Below are 22,244 nucleotides of genomic sequence, written 5' to 3'. Positions count from 1 at the left end.
TACTTTTATACATGGACAATGCATAGACGTTAGGGTGTTAAATTATGGATCATTATGTAATCTGTCCACTGCACACGGACTTTAGTCCAAGAATTCGCTTACCCGGAGCAAGATTTCTTAATACCTTATCAGAAGATGTAATATTCTTGACAGGCCAAAAGCCCTTTGCTAAGATAGCTCTAATATATTTTTGGACAAGCATCTCAAACCTTAACTGAAGACACTATTATGTATAACTCCCAAGCCTTTACCGCTGTCTATCGGGTATGGACTTGAAGCAGGAGTTTTTTTATTCATAAGTTGGCAGGCAGGTGGAGAAAAGAATATTTCGAGGAGGAATGACCCAGGTGTGGGAAGATAAGTTTGGTAAAGAAGGATTCACTTTTGATGATGTGCTGCTGGTTCCGCGTAAATCCGAGGTACTGCCTAAGGAAGTGGACTTAACCACTGTACTTAGCAAGAATGTGAAGCTGAACATCCCTTTGATGAGCGCAGGTATGGATACAGTCACGGAAGCCGCTATGGCGATTGCTATTGCCCGTGAGGGCGGGATCGGCATCATTCATAAGAATATGTCCGTGGAGCAGCAGGCGGAAGAGGTGGACCGTGTGAAGCGCTCCGAGAGCGGAGTTATTACCAATCCATTCTCACTTACGCCAGACCACTGGGTATCCGATGCTGAAGTTCTGATGGGGAAATACCGCATTTCAGGTGTACCTATCGTAGATGAAGGCGGTAAGCTTGTTGGTATTCTGACTAACCGTGATTTGCGTTTTATCCACGATTTCAATATTCAGATCAAAGAAGTTATGACTCATGAGAATCTGGTTACCGCTGCTGTAGGTACAACCCTTCAGGAGGCGAAAGGCATCCTTCAACGTCACAAGATCGAGAAGCTGCCGCTGGTGGATGAGCACAATATTCTTAAAGGTCTCATTACTATTAAAGATATAGAGAAAGCTATTCAATTCCCTAACGGGGCTAAGGATGCTCAAGGCCGTCTGCTTGTTGGAGCAGCAATCGGTATTTCTAAGGATACATTTGAACGTACAGAGGCATTGGTAAAAGCCGGTGTTGACCTTATCACAGTGGATTCGGCACACGGACACCATATTAATATTATCGACGCGGTCCGCCAGCTGCGCGAATTGTATCCTGATCTTACTATTGTGGCTGGTAATGTAGCTACTGGTGAAGCTACCCGTGAATTAATTGAAGCCGGAGCATCCGTAGTCAAGGTCGGTATTGGACCCGGATCGATTTGTACAACCCGTGTAATTGCAGGTATCGGCGTTCCGCAGGTTACAGCTATCTATGATTGTGCAACGGTTGCCCGCGAATACGGGATTCCAGTTATAGCTGACGGGGGAATTAAGTACTCCGGAGAGATCACCAAGGCAATTGCTGCCGGAGCCGCTGCAGTGATGATGGGCAGCTTGTTCGCCGGTACGGAAGAGAGCCCTGGGGAATCGGAAATTTATCAGGGTCGTAAATACAAGGTATACCGCGGAATGGGTAGCATGAGCGCCATGAAGCAGGGCAGTAAAGACCGTTACTTCCAGGATGATGATAAGAAGCTCGTTCCTGAAGGGATTGAGGGCCGGGTTGCATTTAAAGGGCCGTTGTCCGATACCGTTCATCAACTGATCGGCGGATTGCGTTCAGGTATGGGTTACTGCGGTACGAAAACATTAGAGGAACTGCGCAATGACACCTCATTTATCCGTATCACAGGTGCGGGACTTCGTGAAAGTCACCCGCATGATGTGCAGATTACCAAAGAAGCGCCGAACTATTCCCTGTAAACCGGGAAGAATCGCATATTTTTGCGGACAGGCAGGACTAAATTCGTCCTGCCTGTCTTTTTTTGCAGATACCCCTGTGTTAGAATAGAACAAGCACTGATCTGAGGATTAAAGGAGAGTTAATCATTGAAGTACAAGCGGAAACTAAGTAGTAAGCAACTTGTGATGAAGACAGCGACAGTAGGTCTGCTTTTAAATATGCTAGCATTCCCGGCAGCGTCTGCCATGGCAGAGGCGGTAAGCACACCGGCTGCAACAGAGACAGCGGCTCCATCGACAGCAGCAACACCTGCCAAAACGGCAGTAACCAAGATTCCAAGCGTGGAGTCACTGGGACTTAATCTGAAATCTGCAGTATTAATAGAGCCGACCACAGGAGAGATCCTCTTATCTTTGAATGCGGATGAGCCATTGCCGCCGGCAAGTATGACGAAGATGATGACAGAATATCTCGTGTCTGATGCGGTGAAGAACGGACAGATATCCTGGGATGAGAAAGTTGTTGTGCAGGAGAATGCGTCGAAGCAGATCGGGTCACGTATTTTCTTAGCCGAGGGCGATGAACATACCGTCAAAGAACTTTACATAGCCATGGCCGTTGGTTCAGCCAATGATGCCACGGTAGCTTTGGCTGAACTGGTGTCGGGTTCTGAGCAGGAATTCGTAACCCTAATGAACGAAACCGCTAAGAAGATGGGGATGAAGACTGCCCATTTCATTAACTCCACAGGGCTTGACCGGGCTGATATGCCGGAGAAATTCCGTCCGGAGGCTGAAGGCGAAACGTTAATGTCCGCTATGGATGCTGCCCTGCTCGCTAAGTTTATTGTAACCGACCATCCGGATTTCACTGAGTTCACGACAATTCAGTCCTACAAGTTCCGTGAACGTGACGCGAAACCGATGATTAACTATAACTGGATGCTGGAAGCCAACAAGGATATTGCTAATTTCAAAGCCTATGCCTATCCGGGTCTCGATGGATTGAAGACTGGACATACCACCAATGCCGGCAACTGTTTCACAGGTACGGCCGTTCGTGATGGCATGCGTCTGATCAGCGTAGTCATGGGGGCTAACTCAGAAGCACACCGTTTCACGGAAACGAAGAAGGTGCTTGATTTCGGCTTCAACAATTTTGAGATTAAGCAGGTTGTAGCGCCTAAGGCTGTCATCGCCGGTACTGAAACGGTGCCTGTACTCAAAGGCAAGAATAAAGATGTACCTGTTGTGACGGATGCGGGAGTTACGTTCATGGTACCAAAGGGTACGGTTTCTCCACAGATCAAAACTACAGTGGTGACGAATGACCCGGCAACTTTGATCGCGCCGATTGCCGGAGCCAGCAAAGTAGGTAAGGTCACTTATACCTACCAGATCGAAGGAATGTCTCAGGCTCAGGAGAAGACGGTTAACCTGATTACTGCCGAGGAAGCAGAGAAGGCTGGCTGGTTCAAACTGCTGATGAGAGCAATCGGAGAATTTTTTGGCGACCTGTTTACAGGAATTAAGAACTTGTTCTAACCGCACGGCAGTCCAATGCCAGCATTACGACAAAATCCCAGTAAATAGGTTGTATATATCACCGCCTTGCGGTAAAATTACAAGTTAGATTAGGTTAGATCATTCGGGAGGCTTAGACATGGAAACAGGAACATCGCGAGTTAAAAGAGGCATGGCAGAAATGCAAAAGGGTGGCGTCATTATGGACGTTATGAATGCAGAGCAGGCAAAAATTGCCGAGGCAGCGGGCGCAGTAGCCGTTATGGCTCTGGAACGTGTACCTTCCGATATCCGCGCAGCGGGTGGTGTAGCACGTATGGCCGATCCTACTATTGTAGAAGAAGTTATCAAGGTAGTGAGCATTCCTGTTATGGCTAAAGCCCGTATTGGCCATTATGTAGAAGCCAAGGTTCTTGAATCCCTCGGTGTTGACTATCTGGATGAGAGCGAAGTGCTCACGCCGGCAGATGAAGTGTTCCATATCAATAAACACGAATTCACCGTTCCTTTTGTATGCGGAGCCAAGGATCTTGGGGAAGCCCTGCGCCGGATTAACGAAGGAGCTTCGATGATCCGTACCAAGGGTGAGCCGGGGACAGGCAACATCGTTGAAGCTGTCCGCCACATGCGCTACATAAACAGTCAAATCCGCAAAGTGACGAACCTCTCGCTTGATGAGCTCTATAATGAAGCTAAGATCCTTGGCGTTTCTTATGAGCTGCTGCTGGAAGTTCATCAGCTTGGCAAATTACCTGTCGTTAACTTCGCTGCCGGCGGTGTAGCTACGCCTGCCGATGCCGCGCTCATGATGCATCTTGGTGCTGACGGGGTGTTTGTCGGCTCGGGTATCTTCAAGTCGGATAACCCTGAGAAATTCGCCCGTGCCATTGTAGAAGCGACCACCCACTTTACAGACTACAAGCTGATTGCTGAAGTGTCGAAGAACCTTGGCGCCCCGATGAAGGGGATTGATATTGCCACTTTGACTCCGGCTGAACGTATGTCGGAACGCGGCCGTTAATAGAGAGAAGGCTTCCGGATGAGAATAGGAGTGTTGGCGCTGCAGGGCGCTGTAACAGAGCATATTGTCAGTATTGAGAAGACAGGTGCGCAGGGTCTGCCTATCAAGCGTGTAGAGCAGCTGGAAGAGGTAGAGGGACTGATTATTCCCGGCGGCGAGAGCACGACCATCGGCAAACTGATGCGCAAATATGGCTTTATAGAAGCTATACGTGAGTTTGCGGGTCAAGGTAAGCCGATTTTTGGTACCTGCGCCGGCATGATTGTCCTGGCCAAGCACATTGCCGGAGGTGAACCTGGTCATCTGGAGCTGATGGATATTACCGTTGCCCGGAATGCCTTTGGACGCCAGCGGGAAAGCTTTGAATGTGATCTGGAGGTTAAAGGGATTGCTGAGCCGGTACGTGCGGTATTTATCCGTGCTCCGCTCATTAACGAGGTGGGTCCGGATGTCGATGTGCTTACCATCTATAAGGATGAGATTGTAACTGCACGTCAGGGCAACCTGCTGGTATCCTCTTTTCACCCGGAACTGACTGATGATTACAGGCTGCATCAATATTTTGCCGACATGGTAGAGGACAGTATCGCAGCCAATCAATAGAACTGCATATAAAACATCCTGACTCTTTCAAAGCTGTAAACAAATCAGCATTTTGAAAGAGTTTGGGCTGTTTTCAGGAGGGAAACTTTGTGTTAGATGTTAAAGTGTTACGTAGTGATTATGCCAGAGTAGAAGAGGCCCTTACCAAAAGAGGAAAGTCGCTCGATTTGATTGCCGGCTTCCCGCAGCTTGATCTGCGCCGCCGTGAGCTGCTTCAGGAAACAGAGGGACTTAAGAACCGCCGGAACACCGTATCCGGAGATGTAGCGAAGAAGAAGAAAAATGGAGAGCCGGCAGATGATTTGATCGCAGAAATGCGTACGGTTTCCGACCGGATCAAAGAGCTGGACGATGAAGTACGCGAGCTCGAAGTTAAGATTGATGAATTGACCATGAGCATTCCGAACATTCCGCATGAATCGGTGCCGGTTGGCAAGTCCGAGGAGGACAATGTTGAAGTACGCCGCTGGTCGGAGCCCAGAGAGTTCGGATTCACTCCGAAATCACACTGGGAGCTGGCGCAGCAGCTGGATATCATTGATTTTGAAGCGGCAGCCAAGGTTACGGGTTCCCGGTTCGCCTTCTACAAAGGGCTGGGAGCAAGACTGGAGCGTGCACTAATCAACTTCATGATGGATCTGCACAGCGGAGAGCATAACTATGAAGAGATGCTGCCGCCTTACATTGTCAACAAGGACAGCCTGTATGGAACAGGACAGCTGCCGAAGTTCGAAGAGGATCTGTTCAAGCTGCGTGATACAGAATATTATCTGATCCCAACAGCAGAAGTGCCGGTAACGAACTACTACCGTGAAGAGATTCTGACGGCTGGTGATCTGCCGAAGTACCATGTAGCCTACAGCTCTTGCTTCCGTTCGGAGGCCGGATCTGCGGGACGTGATACCCGCGGTCTGATCCGCCAGCATCAGTTCAATAAGGTGGAGCTTGTGAAGCTTGCCAGTCCGGAGACCTCCTACGAGGAGCTGGAGAAGATGACAGCCGATGCTGAACGCGTCCTGCAGCTCCTGGGACTGCCTTACCGCGTCCTGCTGCTGTGTACGGCAGATATGGGCTTCACATCGGCGAAGACGTATGACCTGGAGGTGTGGCTGCCGGAGAGCGGAATGTACCGCGAAATTTCCTCCTGCTCCAACACCGAGGATTTCCAGGCCCGCCGGGCCAATATCCGCTTCCGCAAAGAGCCCAAGTCCAAGCCGGAATTCGTGCATACGCTGAATGGTTCTGCGCTGGCCGTAGGCCGTACAGTAGCGGCTATTCTGGAGAATTACCAGCAGGAAGACGGCAGTGTTCTGATTCCGGAATGCCTGCAGCCGTATATGCGTAATGTGAAATCCATAAGCGCACAAACTGCCCAATAATTATAGTTGCATATTATTTGGTGGGTGTGATATAATTCCTAATGCATGTGAAATTTAGATGCATTGGAGAGGTACCGAAGCGGTCATAACGGGGCGGTCTTGAAAACCGTTAGGGTGCAAGCCCACATGGGTTCGAATCCCATCCTCTCCGCCATTCCTTTACACTCAAAGATTTGCAGATAGAAGCCGTTCTCCTTATGGGGGACGGTTTTTTGTTGTACTCAGGGGATTCTTTTGGATGGAACCTGTTCCAAAGAGAATAAAAAGCTCTCTTTCTCGGCAATGTATTAGAGAAGGAGGATGATCATAAAGATGGACCGACAATTACAAGTAGATCAGCAGAGTCTGGTGTCTGCCTGGCAGGAGCGCCTGCCTGCACTGATGGAGGATGGGGACAGCTTCAGCGTGCAGGGGGATGCCGCTGACCAGAACAGTCTGCTTATTCATTTCAATGCAGCCGGGCGTCAAGGGTATTCCCTCGATTTCCGCTGCACTTATGTGGATAGCCGTGAGGTTGCAGTGAACCTGCTCGACGCGGAGCAGGACGGGAGCGTTGCGGATGAGCGTAGGGATGCCGTACAGCTTTTGGCGCAGCAGTATACAAGGCAGATTCATGAATGCGCGCAGGCGCTTCAGGGCTTAACCAATCCATAGGAGGCGAACAAGATGAGCAAACCAAAAAGCATGCCGGTACCCGGTGTACAGCAGGATAATCAGGGGCCGCGCAAGGAGCATCATTCATCAGGTCCTGAGCCGTTATCCGGTTCAAAAAAGGTAAAACAGGCTAACCACGTTGACCATAATAATCCTCAGGGCTGACCCTAGCCGGAGATGAAAATGGAGAGAAATGTTTCTCATATTTGCCAAATGGTTTATCATTAGGGAGGGGAAAGAATTTTTCACATGGGAGAGGAGAACAATAATGAATAAAAAATGGGGGTTATCCGCTGCCGCACTGCTGCTCACCGCCGCAGTAATTCTGCCGGGGTGTGCAAAGAAAGAGGCGCCGAAAGAGGCACTGTCCGCTGCTGCAAATAAAGTTGCGGCGATGACATCGTATGAAATGAAGACGAAGCTTACCGTTAATGACCTGACGATCGACACAGGTACAAGCGAAGCTGATGCTACAACGGGTCAAATTCTCAGCATGCTTAAGAATGCTGAGCTTACAGTTGATGGAGTCTACCAGGCAGAGCCGATGCAGACAGAGCTTACAATGGTTCTGAATCTGAAGGGGGATATGGCGATGTCCTTCACGGTTCCGATGGTAATGACAGCAGAGAAGCTGTATGTCAAAGTGCCGTCCATTCCGTTCCTGCCGCTTCCCGAGACAATCGTAGGTAAATTTGTTGAAGTGGATCTGAAGGAACTGGCCGAGCAGGAGGGGGCGGAATTCAACCCTTCAGCTATGGACACGCAGAAGGTGCAGAAGCTGTCTAATGAAGTGATGAACACATTACTGGGTGAGTATGACGAAGAGAAGTATTTTAACGAAATCAAACCTAAGGAAGCCGGCCTGCCTGAAGGGGTTGAAGCCAAACAGGTTGTCCAGTTCCAGGTAACGAATGATAATGTCAAAGAGGCGCTCACCATCCTGGTGAACAATGCGCTGCCTAAGATCATCGATATTCTCGGCAAGGATGAATACAAGGAATTGCTGAAGATCGATGCTGCCGACTTGGCTAAAGCGAAGGAAGAGCTGCAGTCCAGTGAAGCACGCGCTGAATTCGATAAGGATCTGGCTGAGCTGAACACGCATCTGACGATTAACCAGTTCCATCTTAACACGGCGATCAATGACGATAACTTCCCGGTGTATCAGGATATGCTTATGGATATCAAAGTGAATGATCCTGAACAAGGTGAGAATGTTGCTCTGTCTATGACCGCTAGCAATCAATACAGCAAGATCAATGAGAAACAAACCTTCCAGATCGGAATTCCGCAAGGCGAAGATGTGATTACACTGGAAGAGCTGCAGCAGCAGTTCGGAGCCACAGGCACTTATTAATAAATAATGCAGCAACACAGAAATCCCGTATAAGCGAACCTCCGCTCATACGGGATTTTTGTGCTGCTTGCCGGCGGCTCCGGCAGATCAGGCTATTGCTCCTGTGGAAGAAAATCTTCAGCCAGAATGGCGTAAGTGCGGTGGTCTTGCCATTCTCCGTTGATTTTGATGAAGCGGCGGGCAAGCCCTTCAGCCTGAAAGCCGTTCTTCTCCAGGACTCTGCGGGAGCCGTCATTATGAGGCAGGATAGCCGCCTGCAGCCTGTGAAGGCCGAGGGAGCGGAAGGCATAGCCCAGGATCAGATGCACCGCTGCGCTGGTGTACCCTTTACCCTGCATATCATAATCAATAAAATATCCGATATCGGCAAATTGTCCGACACCCCGTACCACGTTAGAAATGGTAATCTGGCCAATCAGCTCGCCGCTGAGCAGATAGATGCCGAACATATAAGCACTATCCTGCCGGGCGTCCAGGATACGCTGGTTAATCAGCTGCCGCTGGCTCTCCAGGGTGAAGTAGTCATTGTCGCGGAGGGGTTCGAACTGCTGATGCTCCTTGCGGTTGCGGTGACGGAGGTTAAGCAGCGCTTCGGCATCCGTGAGCTTCAGCAAAGAGATATAGATTCCCTGCGGCGTATTATACAGCTTAAAAGACATGGATCGTCCTCCTGGTCACAATAGAATGGTATAGCTGACCCGTCTCATTAGAGCTTGGCGGGTCTTTGCCGCAGCCGGCGGAAGAACGAGGTCAGCAGCTCTGCGCATTCTTCCTGCAGCACACCCTGGATGACCTCTGTACGGTGGTTAAAACGCGATTCCTCCAGCAGGTTCATCAGAGTCCCTGCACAGCCGGCTTTGGGATCAGGAGTACCATACACGGTGAGCGGGACTCTGGCCTGCACCATGGCTCCTGCACACATGGGACAGGGCTCCAGGGTCACGTAGAGCTGGCAGTCGAGCAGACGCCAGGAATTAAGGGCCGTACTCGCTTCACGGATGGCAACCATCTCCGCATGGGCAGTGGAATCGAGCGTGGTCTCACGCAGATTGTAGCCGCGCCCGATAATTGTACCTTCACGGACAACCACTGCCCCGATCGGCACTTCACCCAGTGCTTCTGCTTTGCGGGCTTCGCCTATTGCCTCGTTCATCCAATATTCATGAATTGCCCGCTCGTCTGGCGGCAACTCTTCAAGTCGTGTATTCAAGTTCATCTTCCCTTCTAAAATAGCCCCTTGTACAACGAACAAATATTCGTTCTTAACAAATTGTGGACAACTCTGTGGATAAAGCCCGACTTATGCACAAAATTGTACACATCGCGATTTAGCAAAATGTTTATATGTGCATAACCTGTGGATGGTTTCCTACTTATTGTAGAGAAAGTGTCTGAAGAATTCAATATGTTCCCCAGGTTATCCCTGTTTGAAATGTCTTTTCAAATGGAGAGTCAAAAGGTATGATAATTATGAATGCTCCGCTAGGATTTACCAGCGGTAAGAGGTGAACAATACGCTTGTCTATAAAAACGAAATTATCGGCTATTATTTTCGGCTCGGTACTCTTAATCCTGACGCTGAATCTTACACTTAATCTATATGCCGTCCGGAATAATCTGCGTAATGAAAGTCTGAGTAATATGAAGATAACTGCCATGCAGATCGCTGTTTCGGTTGAGCAGAGCAGTTATAGTTCCAACTACGTGCAGCATAAAATTGCCCAGAACCTGAGGATGACCTCTATTCTGGCTTCGCTTGAGCTTGACCCGGATATCAAGAATGTGGACAATAGGGAGCTGCAGGCCTTGGCTATCAAGCTGGGCGTGTCTAATATCTCGCTTCTGGTCAAGACTGATAACGATATTGTTGTAGCCAAGTCATCAGATCCCACAGAGATCGGACTCTCGACCAAAGGCATGGGGTACTGGTATGTGGCTTTTTTGGAGTTGTTTGCAGGCCAGCGGGTATCCGTTGACCAGGGGCAGACGATGGATAATTTCTGGTCCGGCCCTTTCGAATATTCAACCTCAAATCCCGAGTACATTGATAAATGGGGTTACTATTATGATGGCACCAGCAACTATATCATAGATCCTTATATCCGCAGTACTGCCGTAAGCGATTACGTCAAGATTATGGGACCTGACGAAATTATTCAAGACTCCAAAGCCGTGAACCCCGGCATCCTGGAGATTACAGGCTTTAATCCCAAAACGTTCGGATCGCCCAGCATGCTGCCCGATGGCAGTGACCCGATTAATGTGAAGCTGCGCAACCGTCCTATTCATTACGGTACGTATACGTACGGCAACGTTGCACAGGATAAGGCGGCAATACGGGAAGCGATCAACGGGGGTGAGCCGGTAACGCTGGATACAGAGGTTCTGGGCAAAAGAGTGCTCAAGAGCTTCATTCCAATCAAACAGCCGGGAGCCGACGATTATGTAATTACTGTGGTTATGGATTACTCGCTGATCTCATCCGTAATTAAAGAGCAGCTGTTCAATAATATCACCACGTCCGTGCTGCTGCTTATTATCTTTTTCCTGGCCAGTTATATTATGGCTGGCTTCGTCACGCGGCCGATTCAGGATATACTGGCTAAGGTGAATGATGTGGCCAAGGGCAAATTCGAGCCTCCATTAAATGTAGAGAGCCGGGATGAGCTCGGACAGCTGGCCCACCGGATCAACGCGATGACCTCCCACCTGCTGCAGCACACGAACCGGCTGGGTCAGACGCTGGAAGAGAACCGGGCGGTTAAAGAGCATCTGGAGTCGGTAATTAACGGCACCTCGGATGCGATCCACACTGTGGATATGGATGGCAGGATTATAAGTACGAACAGAGCCTTTGAAGAGCTCTATGGATGGAGTGCAGCGGAAGCGCTGGTCAAGACGCCTTATCTGGTGCCGGCTACAGTACAGGAGCAGGAAGATGTCCGTTTGCGGCAGCTCAAGAACGGAATGTCTCTGCCGCCGGTAGAGACCGTACGACTGAAACGTGACGGCTCTATCGTAGAAGTCAGTGTGAGCACCTCGGTGATCCGGGATGAGGAAGGGCAGCCGCAGTCTTTTGTACATGTATCCCGTGATATGACTGAGCGCAACCGGATTGAAGAGCTGCTCAGACGCTCTGAGAAGCTGACTACGGTCGGCCAGCTGGCAGCCGGAGTTGCCCATGAGATCCGCAATCCCCTGACCACCTTGAGAGGTTTCCTGCAGCTGCAGCAGGAGAAGAAGGTTCTGGTTCCGCTGCATATTGATCTTATGCTCTCGGAGCTGGACCGGATTAATCTGATTGTAAGTGAGTTCCTGATCCTGGCCAAGCCGCAGGCGGTTCATTTTCAGTTGAGGGATTTGCGGCATATTGTCGGCGACGTGATCTCTCTGCTGGATAGCCAAGCCCATCTTTTTGGCATAGAGTTTGTAACGTATTTCTCGGATGTGCCGGCTATGGTGCACTGTGAGGAGAACCAGCTGAAGCAGGTATTCATTAATGTAATCAAAAATGCGATTGAGGCTATGCCTGACGGAGGGACAATTACCCTGGAGGAGCAGCAGCAGAATAACTCTGTGGTTATAGTTGTTTCTGATGAAGGCGGAGGGGTTCCGGAGGATATGCTTCCTAAGCTGGGAGAGCCGTTCTTCACGAACAAAGAGTCAGGGACCGGGCTTGGACTCATGGTCAGCCAGCGTATTATACAAGCCCATAAGGGCAGTCTCGAGATCCGCAGTGAGTATGGACGGGGTGCGCAGGTGACCATTAAGCTGCCTGAAGCCGGGGAGAATAACCTTCCGTCAGGCATGTATATAGAACGGAGTGAATGACAGACATGAGAATTAATAAGTTCATCAGTGAGACAGGGTACTGTTCGCGCCGTGAAGCAGACAAGCTGGTGGAAGGGGGAAGAGTCACCATCAACGGTGAGACCGCTCTGCTGGGCAGTCAGGCAGAAGCCGGAGATACGGTGCTGATCGACGGCAAACGCCTGGAAACAGGCAGCAGGATCGTTTACATCGCACTTAATAAGCCGGTAGGCATCACTTCTACTACAGAAGGCCATATTCAGGGGAATATAGTTGATTTCATCGGACATGAAGAGCGCATTTTCCCTATCGGACGGCTCGACAAGGATTCTGAGGGATTAATTCTGCTGACCAATGACGGGGACATTGTGAACAAAATATTGCGTGCTGAAGGCAAACATGAGAAGGAGTATGTAGTTACCGTGGACAGGCCAGTCACGCAATCTTTCCTTACAGGCATGGCCACCGGGGTGAAGATTCTGGGCAGCAGAACGTTACCTTGTGAGGTAACGCGGATCAGCGAGCGGGTATTCCGGATTATTCTTACCGAGGGCAAGAACCGGCAGATCCGCCGCATGTGCAGCGCGTTTGGCTATGAAGTGCGGCGTCTGCAGCGCATCCGGGTAATGAATATCCGGCTGGGCGCTCTGCAGACCGGGGAATGGCGTGAGCTGTCACAGCAGGAGAAGCAGGAGCTTGGAGCTATGCTCAACTATGAGCTTCAATAAACTTTAAATAATAAGCAATCAAACAAAGAGCTGTTCCTGAAGGCCGAATAATGGCCCGGGAACAGCTCTTACTACTTGATAAGCTATAATATATTCGTATTATTTACCGGGAGCGGCAACATCAGTTGTTTCTGTTGTTGCATCTTTGTATTTGCGGAGAACGGAGACTTCTACACGACGGTTCTTGGCGCGTCCGGCGGCAGTCGTATTCTCAGCGATGGGATGATATTCCCCATATCCGATCGGACTGAACTTGACCGGGTCCAGATTGGGGTTAAGCAGCAGGATTTTCATGAATTGAAGGGCTCGGGCCACACTAAGATCCCAGTTGGACGAGTAGCTGCTATTGGAGATAGGAATATTATCCGTATGTCCCTGCACTAATATATCATAATCGGGAAACTGCTGCAGCATCGTCGAGATTGACTTGGCCAGCTGGCGGGAGTCATCCTTGACCATAGCCTGTCCCGAAGCAAATAAGGCGTTGTCGCTGATCGTAATCATTAACTGGGACTGATTCAGCTTCGTACTGAGCAGATCAGTCATTCCGTTATTCTTGATGTACTGATCGAATTGCTCCTTAAGCTTCTCCAGATCCTCCTGTTCTTTGGCACGAAGTTTGGAGATCTCGGCGGTGCCTGTGTTTTTATCTAAAACACTATTCATCTTATCCTTATTGCCTTGGTCAAGTTGAGTACTCGTGGGTGAATCCGAGCGGAATTCCAGTACGCCGCCACCGCCGCTGAGCGCTGAATTGAACGCTTGGGCCATTTGCTCAAATTTCTGGGCGTCCGTAGCACTCATGGCATACATAACCAGGAATAGAGCAACCAGCAGGGTCATCAGATCGGAATAGGGCAGCAGCCAGGATTCATCGGCATGCTCTTCATGCTCCTCATGCCTAGTCTTTTTGCTCATTCGAGGCGCCCTCCTTCTCACTTAGCTTGGCCCGTTCGGACGGAGTAAGGAAGACGGAAAGCTTCTGATTGATAGCAATGGTGGAGACCCCGGACTGGATGGACAACAGACCTTCTACCATCATCAGGCGGACTTCAATCTCGCGTTTGGAAATTCGTTTTAACTTATTGGCCATTGGGTGCCACATTACGTAACCGGTGAATATCCCCAAGAGAGTAGCAATGAAGGCTCCGGCAATCGCGTGGGCCAGGACGTCCATGTTACTCATATCCCCCAAGGCGGCAATCAGCCCGATAACAGCCCCGAGTACCCCCAGTGTAGGTGCGTACATCCCGGCCTGGGAGAAGATTAAGGCGCCGGCTTTATGTCTATCTTCTGTAGCGTGAATATCTTCCATTAATACATCGCGGACAAATTCCTGATCATTGCCGTCGATAATCATCCGCATACCGTTTCTGAGGAAATTATCTTCGATTTCATCGACATTGGATTCCAGTGCAAGCAGTCCTTCACGGCGGGTGATGGATGCCCATTCCATGAACATTGTAATCAGTTCGGGCTTGCCGACCATCTTTTTCTTCACAAATAGGATCTTCAGCAGCTTAGGGAAATTCTTGACTTCCGACATGGGAAAGGCCATGAAGATTGAGGCGGCCGTACCAAGAAAGATAATTACATAGGCTGCGGGGTTGTTCAAGCTTTCAAGCGGAGCATGCTTGAGTACCATCCCCCAGACTACTGCGATCAGACCAAAAACCAGTCCTAGTATTGTTGAAATTTCCATTTATGCACCTCGTCCATGAGAATTAAGAAGTGATCCGACTATACCGCGTTTATCATCCTTGAACCGCGGGAGGACACTCTGCACGTAACCAAATCACGTATATTCTTATTTATCGACAGCATTCCCTTTTTTGTGAAGTGATTTTTTCGGCTATAATGGATAAGGTAAGTTATTATTCATCAGCGAAGAAAACGGAGTGATTGACGTGGGAGTTAAGCATGGCAGAGATTACAGTGAAATTCTGGTTGAACTGACAGGCGCAGTCGGACGGATTTCCGACGGGTATATTTTTTTCGAAATGGAGCCTGAGGAGTGGGAGAACCTGCCGGAGGAGTCGAAGCTGGAGGTCTGGGAGGCGCTTGCGGAGGATCTGTTCTACGCACTGGGCAATGAGCCGGTGATTAAGGTCGGAAGCGGCGTTGTAATGTACGATAAAGAAACGCACCGCATCAATATTCTGCTCGGAGACGAGGATTTGGCATCGGTCGTTCTGGTGTAGCCTGGAGGCAGCTGCGGAGCGGAGTTTGTCCCAGGCATCAGCCCATGTTAAAATTGGGATGAGAAGTACTATTCGCCGGGATTTAAGAATACATTAAATCGAAAAAAATCTTTGGCCCGGCACATCCCTTGGACTTTAAGAAGCTGAGGGATGTTTTATTTGAAAGACAGGACTGCTGTGATACAGCTAATTAAGCAAGGGAGGAAACAAATTGCCATTTACAGAGGAAGAACTGCGGGAGCAGATCGGCAAGCTGGAAGGCTGGAAACTGGAAGAGGATATTATGGTGCGCAAATATATGTTCAATGAATATATGAAGGGAATTGCTTTTGTGGATGATGTTGCTGCGATCTCGGAAGCGTTCGACCATCACCCGCATATCACCATTGATTACAAGACCGTTATCCTGCGTCTGCCTGCAGACGTGGAGAAGCTGGATATACGCCAGGCCAATGAAATTAACGAGGCTTTTGAGAAAAACCGTTAGAGGACAGGATCCTTATGGAAATGACAGTACCGCTTAATCCATAAAAATGCCCGTGCAGGGATACCAGGGTATCCTTTGCAGCGGGCATTTTGCTTTGGGCATGTTATTATTTCTTCTCGGCCAGCCATAACGCGACATTCGCAATTTCCTCAGGGGCCAGTTTGTCTTTGAAGGAAGGCATCTGCCCGCGGCCTTTGGTCACAATGCTGTAAATCTGCGCCGCGTCATGCTGTGCGCCCTCCTGCTGCAGGTTCGGCCCTACACCGCCCTGAAGCTGATCCCCGTGGCAGGTGATGCAGTTGGCTTTCACCAGGGCCTCCGCGCCGGCTGCGTCCAGCACAACCTCAGGCATTGTAGGTTTGTTCTCTTCAGCCACCTCGGCTTTGCCGGGCAGGGTAAACATTAAGACCACGGCAAAGGCACAGGCGGCAAAAAACAAACCGCTCATGATCCATTTCTGCATCTGCATCCGTCCCTCCATGTAAGCTGCTTCCTTCATTATACCGGATGGTGAAGCGTTATCATAGTATTTGTGTCAAAAAAATGAACGAAACTCCTGGAAAATTTGCAAACATACAGAAGTGGAATGCTATTTCTCATAGACCATACAATAAAATGGTTTATCGCCAGTTGGGGTTCTGCGTTCATAAGTATCCGTTATGGTAAATCCGCATTTCTGGTAAGCACGGATGGCCCGCTGATTCCAGGTCAGTACCTCCAAATCGATCTCCCGTTCCGGATAACGCTGCAGAGCCGCCTGAACGATGGCCTTCATGAAGAGATGTCCCATGCCATGACCGCACAGATCGGGCCGCATGCCGATTCCAAGCCGGACTACACCCTCCATAGGGAACAGCTGGGCGAAGCCGCATAGAATTCCCTGTCCGTTCACAACGGAAACGTATTGCTCGCTGCGCAGCTGCGGATCACCGAATTCAACACCGAGCGCCTGCATCTGCTCCCAGGGCATCCAGCCGTAAATATTGTACGGGGGCCTATAGTTCCACTCACAGATCTCAGCAGCATGCCGCGACTCCATAGGAACAACATAAAAAGTTACCGGGGAACTTATCATAAGCGGAGGCCTCCTTTCAATGGAACATTACTTCATCCTATAAATATTATATACAAAACGAGCCGGATTCGACGCAAAAACCTTGCAGAAAGACCGGAACTTGACAAACGCCAAAAAATATTTTATGAAAGAGCGAAATTGGTGTTTTACAAATATAGAGCGGGGTAAGTAATTTTATAGACAAAAAAATAAGCCCTCCTCCAAGATTTCGGCAAAAATCCTGGAAAAGCGCTTATTTTAGGACAAATTATTGCACATCGTCATTGTCTTCGGAATCCGCAGCCACAGTCTTGTAAGCATCTGTACTCATAATCCGTTTGGCGCCAACGTAGCGGTTGACGTAGTAGCTGTCACTCAGCGAACTGATGGTTACACCACGCGAGGAAGAAGCATGTGCGAACTCACCGTCACCGACATAAATACCGACATGGGAAATGCCTTTGCCGCTTGTATTGAAGAATACAAGATCGCCCGGTCTCATCTCATCGCGGGATACAGCAGTGCCCATCTGATATTGGGAACCGGATTGGTGAGGCAGGTTAATGCCGATCTTATCAAAAACATACATTGTAAATCCGGAGCAATCAAAACCGTTCGTGGATACACCGCCGGATACGTATTTGGTCCCGATGGCTTTGTCGATAACTTTATCCATTTTGGAATCCGCGAAAGCGCTTCCTGCTCCAATGGTGAAGATGATGGAAAAGCTTAGTACTGCGGCTGCTAGCTTCTTCTTCAAAAGTAAATACCCCTTCCAAATGCCTACGAGGTTAGCTTAAGGGTTCGGTTGAAGGTCCCCTATGACCCCTCTTAGAATAGGAGGTCAATTCACCCAAAGTTGGTTCCCCCGTTTCCCTAAATCTTTAGGGAACTCGGCACGACTGTTGATTAGGATTAGCTGTTATTCAATACATGACAAAACCTTTGTAAAAAGCGATTCAATAATTACAAAAATGTTACTAAAAGCTCACTGCGATAATTGTAGCAAAGACTAGGGCGCTTGGCAATCACTTATAACATATTAATGCATTTTTTTTGCGTTTTTTAGAGTTATAGCTGCATAGAAAGACTCATATTTACGCAGCAGGTGAGCTTTTGATGGATTTTTCTTTGGATTTGGGATAAAAAGGTGTTTCAGGGCCTGCAGATGAGTGTAAAAGGTAGAATAAGGAAAAGGAAAAACCCGGAAATGATTACGGCAATAATCAAAACCGGGCTCGTATAAGTTACATTTAGTTGTTAGAGGTACGAATATTCGAGGAAATGTTCAAGGGTTCAATCGTAAGCGACAGCTTGGTAGGCTGTTGTGCTCATCACTCTTTTAGCGCCAACGTAGCGGTTGGCCCAGTATGCCTGACTCAGCGAACTGATGGTTACACCACGCGAAGTGGAGGATTGTGCGAATTTGCCATTGCCGACATAAATACCGACATGGGAAACTCCGTTGCCCAGGGTATTGAAGAATACCAAATCACCGGAACGCAAATTACTCTTGGATACGGCTGTTCCAACGCTGTACTGTGCCTTAGAGGTGCGCGGCAAGGTAAGGCCGATACTCTTGAATACATATTTGGTGAATCCGGAACAATCAAAGCCGCTGGTGCTGGTGCCCCCGGTTTTATATGACGTTCCAATGGTTTTTGAGATCACAGTATCCATTTTGGAATCTGCGAAAGCGCTGCCTGCTCCAAGTGTGAATACCATCACAAGACCCAGCGCTGCTGCGGTGCATTTCTTCTTAAAGTTCTGACTTCTCAAAAGATGTACTCCTTCCAAGGCCTGCGAGGTTAGCTTAAGGATTCGGTAGAAGGTTCCCCTATGACCCCTCTAAAGCGAGATCAATTCACCCAAAATATGGTTCCCCCACTCCCCGGTGCAGGGAATTCGGCGTTTTGTGCACCAGAATAGTGACATATCGACATAAGGTTAAAGGCTTCGGTTACATAGCTGCTTAATTCCATTTGAAAGATTACAAATTTGTTACTAGTAGTACAGGCATCATTGTACCAAAGGATTTACAGTTTTGCAAATTAACTTGTCGCAGCTGTAAACAAAAAAGAGTCATGCACCTCACCAGAGGGGCGATGACTCTTTTAGTATGCCGTTTTGGCGGCCGATTATCGTGGGAATGATTTACTGGACCAGAGATGATACTGCGCGGCTATGCCCCACATTCTGAATAGGGTGGACGGCAGTGGAGCTGCCTGGCGCAGGAGCAGGGCCGGGAGGCCGGGGCAGAAGAGCGCTGCAGCGCTGCAGAGGATCAGCGTCAGCAGACTTCCTGCGCCTATAATGACGGATATCCCGATGGAGTGCAGAAGCACCTTCAGACAGATCAGCAGCGAAGTGAACATGCCCGTGCCGGCGGTGTAACCGAACTGCATATACAGCAGCAGCTTGCGGATAAGGAAGAGGTAGACGAGCCAGCCCAGCACATAAGGCACGAGCGTCAGCAGCAGCGGATAATCGAGGATGCCGTTCAGAAGCAGACGGTACATCTTCGGCAGCAGCCAATAGAGCGGCAGAAGGGCCAGCGCCCATTCAACGAGACTGAACAGTAGGACAGGCAGTCCATAACGCTTCATCCCGGGAAAAAAGAACAGTCCGCGCTCCCCGGCACGTTCCTGGTGAAGCTCGTGCAGCAGGCCCGCCCGGATAAAGGGGGAGAGCAGCAGCCGCAACACAGTCAGTGCCAGGAGCAGCCATAGCCATTGCCGGACGTCCGGGTCCGTGTGCAGCGCAGCCTGCCCCTCAATATAATACAGCAGCCTGCCTATGCTACTGCCGCCGGCATCCGCATCCGGATAGCGCAGCAGTACCGGAACGACGGCGCTTTTAATGAATTTGTACATGAAGTAGCCCCAGAACAGCCGGTAGATAAATAGCAGAATCAGAATATAAAATTGCTCTTTCATGCTGTGCCAACCGCGGGTTATCGAAATTTTCACAATCCTTCACCTCACCAGACAAGAGTTCCGAGCAGGGTTTCAAGCAGTGTCGTCGCACTGAGCGTCCAGCGGGAAAGAGTATTGTGCTCAAGCTCCGCCATTCTGAAATTATTGATATGCTTGCTCTCCAGCAGTATGGAATGTCCCGGATCAATCTCGGCGGAGACCAGAGGTGCTTTATACGATAATTCAAACGATGTTGTCTTCCCTTCGCCGTTCCAGTATTGCTGAACCGAGTACCCGTCCGAGAAAATAAATTTTACAGGGACATCCCCATAATGGCTGCCCTTGTTGCTTACCTCAACTACAGCATCATATTGAATCCCCGCTCCGTTGCCGCCGTCCCGTTTAGCCGTGAGCCTGATGTCGTCTACTGCAAAATCAGGGGCTCCGCCGCTGTAGACATACTGGTCAAAATAAGTCTGCCAGGATTGCTTGGTCACTTTCTCCACAATCTTCTGGAAGTCAGCGGTTGAGGGATGCTTGAAGCGGTATTTACGGGCATAAGCAGCGAGAATGGCATCCATGTTCTTGGCTCCTGCTAACCGTTCGATGTCACGGAGCACCAGCTTGCCCCGGATATAGACATTGCGTGTGTAGGCATCATCTCCGGTGTATTTCCACGTCTCCAGATTGAGCGGCTGCGAGGAGGAGACCAGACTGGACTGCAGCGGGAGGCTTGAGGCAACGCCATATTCCTGCTCCATCAGCCGGTCTTCGGCATATGAGGTGAAGCTCTCGTCCAGCCACGCCTCCTCGAATTCATTGCTGGCGACCATGCCATAGAAATACTGGTGACCGATCTCATGGATCACGGTCCGCTCAAGCGAGGTGCCGGGCGATGCCTCGGCAGCACCGAAGGCAGTGATCAGCGTCGGATATTCCATCCCCCCGGCCCCATTGCCAGATTCAGGCGGGACTACAATGGATAAGGTGGAGTAAGGATACGGGCCATACCATTTGCTGAAGGCGGTCAGGGCAGCCTCTGCGGCCTGGAAGTAGCGCTCCTGAAGATCCTTATGCAGCGGGTCCAGATAGAGCTTGATCTTTACTCCGGGCACCTGCGGCGCGGAGAAGGCCTTCTCGGCAACCACAAAATCCGGCGATGCCGCCCAGGCGAAGTCATGAACATCATCTGCGTAGAACTGATAGATTTTGCGGTCCTGTACCAGCCGCGCGTTCTTCACCGGAAATCCGGTGGCGGCAACCTTGTAATCGGACGGGACGGAGATGGTTACATTGTAAATACCGAAATCACTGTAGAACTCAGATGTGCCATGGTACTGATGCAGATTCCAGCCTTCCTCCTGTACTCCCCTTGTGCCTGCAGGCTCATAGACGCTGAGCTTGGGGAACCACTGGCCGGCCATGACGAAGTTGCCGGCGGTTCCCATACGGGCGAATATTTTCGGCAGCTTGACCTCAAACTGGAGTTTGAGTGTTACGCTCTCACCACCGTTTACCGGCTGGGGCAGGTGGACCTTAAGCAGGGTCTTGTCATTCACATTGCCGTCGTCAGGCTGCACATACTGGGTGCGCTGCATTAGCGAAATCCCCTCGGAGGTCCGAAGATCCGTCAGCGTCAAGCTGCCGTATCCGCCCGCAGGCATGGAGTCGCCCCGGAGCGTTCCTCCGGATTCCTTCATAAAGGTTGTATTGCCGGAAGCGAATGCATTGGGGTAAAGGTGAAAATAGAGCTCTTGGACCGGTTTTTTGCCCGGATGGATCCAGGTCACCGTTTCGGAAGCTGCTAAGGTTCCCGTATCGGCCAGCAGCTGAACATCCATGTGATATTCCACCACACGCTGGCTTAAAACCTCCGACACCGGAGGCGGAGTAATCTCCGGAAGAGTGGACTGCACAATTTGCTGCTGCGGCAGGACGGCGGGGGACTTGGCCTCTTTTGGGGCAGAGGCAGTCCATACGGCAGGGCTGTGCCCTGAAAGAAACCATATTCCGCCTCCAAGCAAGGTGAGAACAGCCAGAGCTGCGAAGATGAGGGTATACCTTAATGAATGTGGCTTCATACTGTGATTCCTCCCGTGACAAGCATCTACGGGATGTATATGTTTGCAATCGGCGCATTATTAGCTAAAATTAAATAATTAGTGAATGGAAAGGATGTGCACTTGTGGATAACGTACAACCAGAGGGCAAAAAGCAGATTGCCTTGAATATTGTGAATGCCAAGAGTAAGCATAAAGGCTTCGGGGCAGGCTCCATTGATCTGGGTAATGTATCGCCTGTTATTATTGATCAAGGTATCGCCGTTATCGATATCGGTGCCATGCATGCCAAGAGCAAAGTGGAGAAGGGGATTAAATTCTCCGTGAACCGTGAGGGTGTACCGGAAGGAAGACAGGTCTGGGTGGTCTGGGTTGCTGTGGACCGTACACCGGAGAGCCAGTTCTACGGCGGAATTACCGCCTGTGAGATGTGGATTGATTCCGAAGCCCGCCGGGGCTGGAAGATTCTTGCCGATCATGTCAATAAGCTGGATGCTGCCCTGAAACGGAAGATTATTGTAGAGGGACTTGGGTCTACGGAGCGGGAAGCGCTGAAATCACTGCTGATCGCCCATAATGAAGAGTGGTGGGCCGCTTCGCCTGACGAGCTGAAAGCGGCATTGTCGGAGTAGTAAGCTGAACGAACATGAATATCAAAAAACAAGGC

At 49.9% G+C, this 22,244-nt stretch carries 23 protein-coding genes, 1 tRNA gene and 2 riboswitches; of the genes, 14 read left to right on the top strand and 10 right to left on the bottom strand.

Translation table 11 applies throughout. The annotated features are described in order from the left end of the window. The first annotated feature begins 347 nt into the window (after positions 1-347). The 9 genes from guaB (at position 348) to GC101_RS12800 (ending at position 8,322) form a co-directional block, all read left to right on the top strand. Positions 348-1,805, top strand: a complete 1,458-nt coding sequence (gene guaB, locus GC101_RS12840) for an IMP dehydrogenase (RefSeq protein ID WP_039303893.1) — start codon at positions 348-350, stop codon at positions 1,803-1,805. Between the two features lie 165 nt (positions 1,806-1,970). After that, entirely contained in the window at positions 1,971-3,329 is a 1,359-nt protein-coding gene (locus GC101_RS12835; RefSeq protein WP_171717593.1) for a D-alanyl-D-alanine carboxypeptidase family protein, read from the top strand. Positions 3,330-3,447: 118 nt separating this feature from the next. Further along, complete coding sequence (gene pdxS / locus GC101_RS12830) at positions 3,448-4,329, top strand: pyridoxal 5'-phosphate synthase lyase subunit PdxS (RefSeq protein WP_171717592.1); 882 nt, start codon at positions 3,448-3,450, stop codon at positions 4,327-4,329. A gap of 18 nt (positions 4,330-4,347) precedes the next feature. Beyond that, positions 4,348-4,932 (top strand): pyridoxal 5'-phosphate synthase glutaminase subunit PdxT, encoded by a 585-nt coding sequence (gene pdxT / locus GC101_RS12825; protein ID WP_171717591.1) that lies wholly within the window; start codon positions 4,348-4,350, stop codon positions 4,930-4,932. Between the two features lie 89 nt (positions 4,933-5,021). After that, positions 5,022-6,311: a serine--tRNA ligase gene (gene serS / locus GC101_RS12820; protein ID WP_042132706.1), complete on the top strand. Its 1,290-nt coding sequence runs from the start codon at positions 5,022-5,024 to the stop codon at positions 6,309-6,311. Positions 6,312-6,376: 65 nt separating this feature from the next. Beyond that, positions 6,377-6,465 (top strand) — tRNA-Ser (locus tag GC101_RS12815). A 158-nt stretch (positions 6,466-6,623) separates the two neighbouring features. Further along, positions 6,624-6,965, top strand: a complete 342-nt coding sequence (locus GC101_RS12810) for a hypothetical protein (RefSeq protein WP_171717590.1) — start codon at positions 6,624-6,626, stop codon at positions 6,963-6,965. 12 nt (positions 6,966-6,977) lie between these two features. Continuing rightward, positions 6,978-7,130: a small acid-soluble spore protein P gene (locus tag GC101_RS12805; protein WP_042132708.1), complete on the top strand. Its 153-nt coding sequence runs from the start codon at positions 6,978-6,980 to the stop codon at positions 7,128-7,130. Between the two features lie 103 nt (positions 7,131-7,233). Then, positions 7,234-8,322 (top strand): DUF6612 family protein, encoded by a 1,089-nt coding sequence (locus tag GC101_RS12800; RefSeq protein ID WP_042132709.1) that lies wholly within the window; start codon positions 7,234-7,236, stop codon positions 8,320-8,322. A 92-nt stretch (positions 8,323-8,414) separates the two neighbouring features. Here GC101_RS12800 and GC101_RS12795 read toward each other — a convergent pair whose 3' ends face one another. Together GC101_RS12795 and tadA are read right to left on the bottom strand one after the other, a co-directional pair. Beyond that, entirely contained in the window at positions 8,415-8,981 is a 567-nt protein-coding gene (locus tag GC101_RS12795) for a GNAT family N-acetyltransferase (RefSeq protein WP_171717589.1), read from the bottom strand. A gap of 47 nt (positions 8,982-9,028) precedes the next feature. After that, entirely contained in the window at positions 9,029-9,532 is a 504-nt protein-coding gene (gene tadA, locus GC101_RS12790; RefSeq protein ID WP_281365853.1) for a tRNA adenosine(34) deaminase TadA, read from the bottom strand. 308 nt (positions 9,533-9,840) lie between these two features. On the opposite strand from tadA, the gene GC101_RS12785 reads away from it, so the two are divergent. After that, the gene (locus GC101_RS12785) at positions 9,841-12,153 is read left to right on the top strand and encodes an ATP-binding protein (protein ID WP_171717587.1); all 2,313 of its coding nucleotides are present in this window, start codon (positions 9,841-9,843) and stop codon (positions 12,151-12,153) included. A 5-nt stretch (positions 12,154-12,158) separates the two neighbouring features. Continuing rightward, positions 12,159-12,860, top strand: coding sequence for a 23S rRNA pseudouridine(2604) synthase RluF (gene rluF, locus GC101_RS12780; RefSeq protein ID WP_171717586.1), 702 nt, complete (start codon positions 12,159-12,161; stop codon positions 12,858-12,860). Positions 12,861-12,959: 99 nt separating this feature from the next. On the opposite strand, the gene motB is transcribed toward rluF, so the two are convergent. Together motB and motA are read right to left on the bottom strand one after the other, a co-directional pair. Beyond that, entirely contained in the window at positions 12,960-13,778 is an 819-nt protein-coding gene (gene motB / locus GC101_RS12775) for a flagellar motor protein MotB (protein WP_039303852.1), read from the bottom strand. Further along, positions 13,762-14,562: a flagellar motor stator protein MotA gene (motA, locus tag GC101_RS12770; RefSeq protein WP_039303855.1), complete on the bottom strand. Its 801-nt coding sequence runs from the start codon at positions 14,560-14,562 to the stop codon at positions 13,762-13,764. The genes motB and motA overlap by 17 nt, the downstream gene beginning before the upstream one ends. A 205-nt stretch (positions 14,563-14,767) precedes the next feature. Between motA and GC101_RS12765 the strand changes: the two genes are divergently transcribed. Both GC101_RS12765 and GC101_RS12760 read left to right on the top strand, forming a co-directional pair. Further along, on the top strand, positions 14,768-15,061 hold the full coding sequence (locus GC101_RS12765; RefSeq protein WP_039303858.1) for a hypothetical protein: 294 nt from the start codon (positions 14,768-14,770) through the stop codon (positions 15,059-15,061). Positions 15,062-15,272: 211 nt separating this feature from the next. Further along, on the top strand, positions 15,273-15,548 hold the full coding sequence (locus tag GC101_RS12760) for a 4a-hydroxytetrahydrobiopterin dehydratase (protein ID WP_171717585.1): 276 nt from the start codon (positions 15,273-15,275) through the stop codon (positions 15,546-15,548). A 106-nt stretch (positions 15,549-15,654) separates the two neighbouring features. Here GC101_RS12760 and GC101_RS12755 read toward each other — a convergent pair whose 3' ends face one another. From GC101_RS12755 to GC101_RS12730, 6 genes are all read right to left on the bottom strand, one after another. Then, positions 15,655-16,011 carry a c-type cytochrome gene (locus GC101_RS12755; protein ID WP_042140611.1) on the bottom strand — a complete coding sequence of 119 codons (357 nt, stop codon included), beginning with the start codon at positions 16,009-16,011 and terminating at the stop codon, positions 15,655-15,657. Positions 16,012-16,137: 126 nt separating this feature from the next. Beyond that, entirely contained in the window at positions 16,138-16,623 is a 486-nt protein-coding gene (locus tag GC101_RS12750) for a GNAT family N-acetyltransferase (protein WP_042132717.1), read from the bottom strand. A gap of 247 nt (positions 16,624-16,870) precedes the next feature. Beyond that, on the bottom strand, positions 16,871-17,362 hold the full coding sequence (locus GC101_RS12745) for a C40 family peptidase (RefSeq protein WP_171717584.1): 492 nt from the start codon (positions 17,360-17,362) through the stop codon (positions 16,871-16,873). A 5-nt stretch (positions 17,363-17,367) separates the two neighbouring features. Beyond that, a riboswitch (cyclic di-AMP (ydaO/yuaA leader) is annotated at positions 17,368-17,511 on the bottom strand. 387 nt (positions 17,512-17,898) lie between these two features. Continuing rightward, on the bottom strand, positions 17,899-18,327 hold the full coding sequence (locus GC101_RS12740; protein ID WP_042140612.1) for a C40 family peptidase: 429 nt from the start codon (positions 18,325-18,327) through the stop codon (positions 17,899-17,901). Between the two features lie 57 nt (positions 18,328-18,384). After that, a riboswitch (cyclic di-AMP (ydaO/yuaA leader) is annotated at positions 18,385-18,523 on the bottom strand. 217 nt (positions 18,524-18,740) lie between these two features. Then, positions 18,741-19,538 (bottom strand): hypothetical protein, encoded by a 798-nt coding sequence (locus tag GC101_RS12735; protein WP_171717583.1) that lies wholly within the window; start codon positions 19,536-19,538, stop codon positions 18,741-18,743. A 44-nt stretch (positions 19,539-19,582) separates the two neighbouring features. Continuing rightward, the gene (locus tag GC101_RS12730; protein WP_171717582.1) at positions 19,583-21,598 is read right to left on the bottom strand and encodes a M1 family metallopeptidase; all 2,016 of its coding nucleotides are present in this window, start codon (positions 21,596-21,598) and stop codon (positions 19,583-19,585) included. A 104-nt stretch (positions 21,599-21,702) separates the two neighbouring features. Between GC101_RS12730 and GC101_RS12725 the strand changes: the two genes are divergently transcribed. Beyond that, positions 21,703-22,209: a YwhD family protein gene (locus GC101_RS12725; RefSeq protein ID WP_171717581.1), complete on the top strand. Its 507-nt coding sequence runs from the start codon at positions 21,703-21,705 to the stop codon at positions 22,207-22,209. Positions 22,210-22,244 lie beyond the last annotated feature (35 nt).

Origin of the sequence: Paenibacillus phytohabitans (genome assembly GCF_013141775.1) — a bacterium.
GTDB lineage: Bacteria > Bacillota > Bacilli > Paenibacillales > Paenibacillaceae > Paenibacillus_AQ > Paenibacillus_AQ phytohabitans.
This window is presented reverse-complemented; position numbering and strand designations above follow the sequence as displayed.

Coding starts and splice junctions, on each gene's coding strand:
- pdxS (WP_171717592.1), top strand. CDS start 3,448: ATGGAAACAGGAACATCGCGAGTTAAAAGAGGCATGGCAGAAATGCAA.
- GC101_RS12805 (WP_042132708.1), top strand. CDS start 6,978: ATGAGCAAACCAAAAAGCATGCCGGTACCCGGTGTACAGCAGGATAAT.
- GC101_RS12800 (WP_042132709.1), top strand. CDS start 7,234: ATGAATAAAAAATGGGGGTTATCCGCTGCCGCACTGCTGCTCACCGCC.
- GC101_RS12835 (WP_171717593.1), top strand. CDS start 1,971: ATGAAGACAGCGACAGTAGGTCTGCTTTTAAATATGCTAGCATTCCCG.
- GC101_RS12755 (WP_042140611.1), bottom strand. CDS start 16,011: ATGCAGAAATGGATCATGAGCGGTTTGTTTTTTGCCGCCTGTGCCTTT.
- motA (WP_039303855.1), bottom strand. CDS start 14,562: ATGGAAATTTCAACAATACTAGGACTGGTTTTTGGTCTGATCGCAGTA.
- GC101_RS12735 (WP_171717583.1), bottom strand. CDS start 19,538: ATGAAAGAGCAATTTTATATTCTGATTCTGCTATTTATCTACCGGCTG.
- GC101_RS12750 (WP_042132717.1), bottom strand. CDS start 16,623: ATGATAAGTTCCCCGGTAACTTTTTATGTTGTTCCTATGGAGTCGCGG.
- GC101_RS12740 (WP_042140612.1), bottom strand. CDS start 18,327: ATGGTATTCACACTTGGAGCAGGCAGCGCTTTCGCAGATTCCAAAATG.
- GC101_RS12730 (WP_171717582.1), bottom strand. CDS start 21,598: ATGAAGCCACATTCATTAAGGTATACCCTCATCTTCGCAGCTCTGGCT.
- pdxT (WP_171717591.1), top strand. CDS start 4,348: ATGAGAATAGGAGTGTTGGCGCTGCAGGGCGCTGTAACAGAGCATATT.
- rluF (WP_171717586.1), top strand. CDS start 12,159: ATGAGAATTAATAAGTTCATCAGTGAGACAGGGTACTGTTCGCGCCGT.
- GC101_RS12795 (WP_171717589.1), bottom strand. CDS start 8,981: ATGTCTTTTAAGCTGTATAATACGCCGCAGGGAATCTATATCTCTTTG.
- GC101_RS12810 (WP_171717590.1), top strand. CDS start 6,624: ATGGACCGACAATTACAAGTAGATCAGCAGAGTCTGGTGTCTGCCTGG.
- motB (WP_039303852.1), bottom strand. CDS start 13,778: ATGAGCAAAAAGACTAGGCATGAGGAGCATGAAGAGCATGCCGATGAA.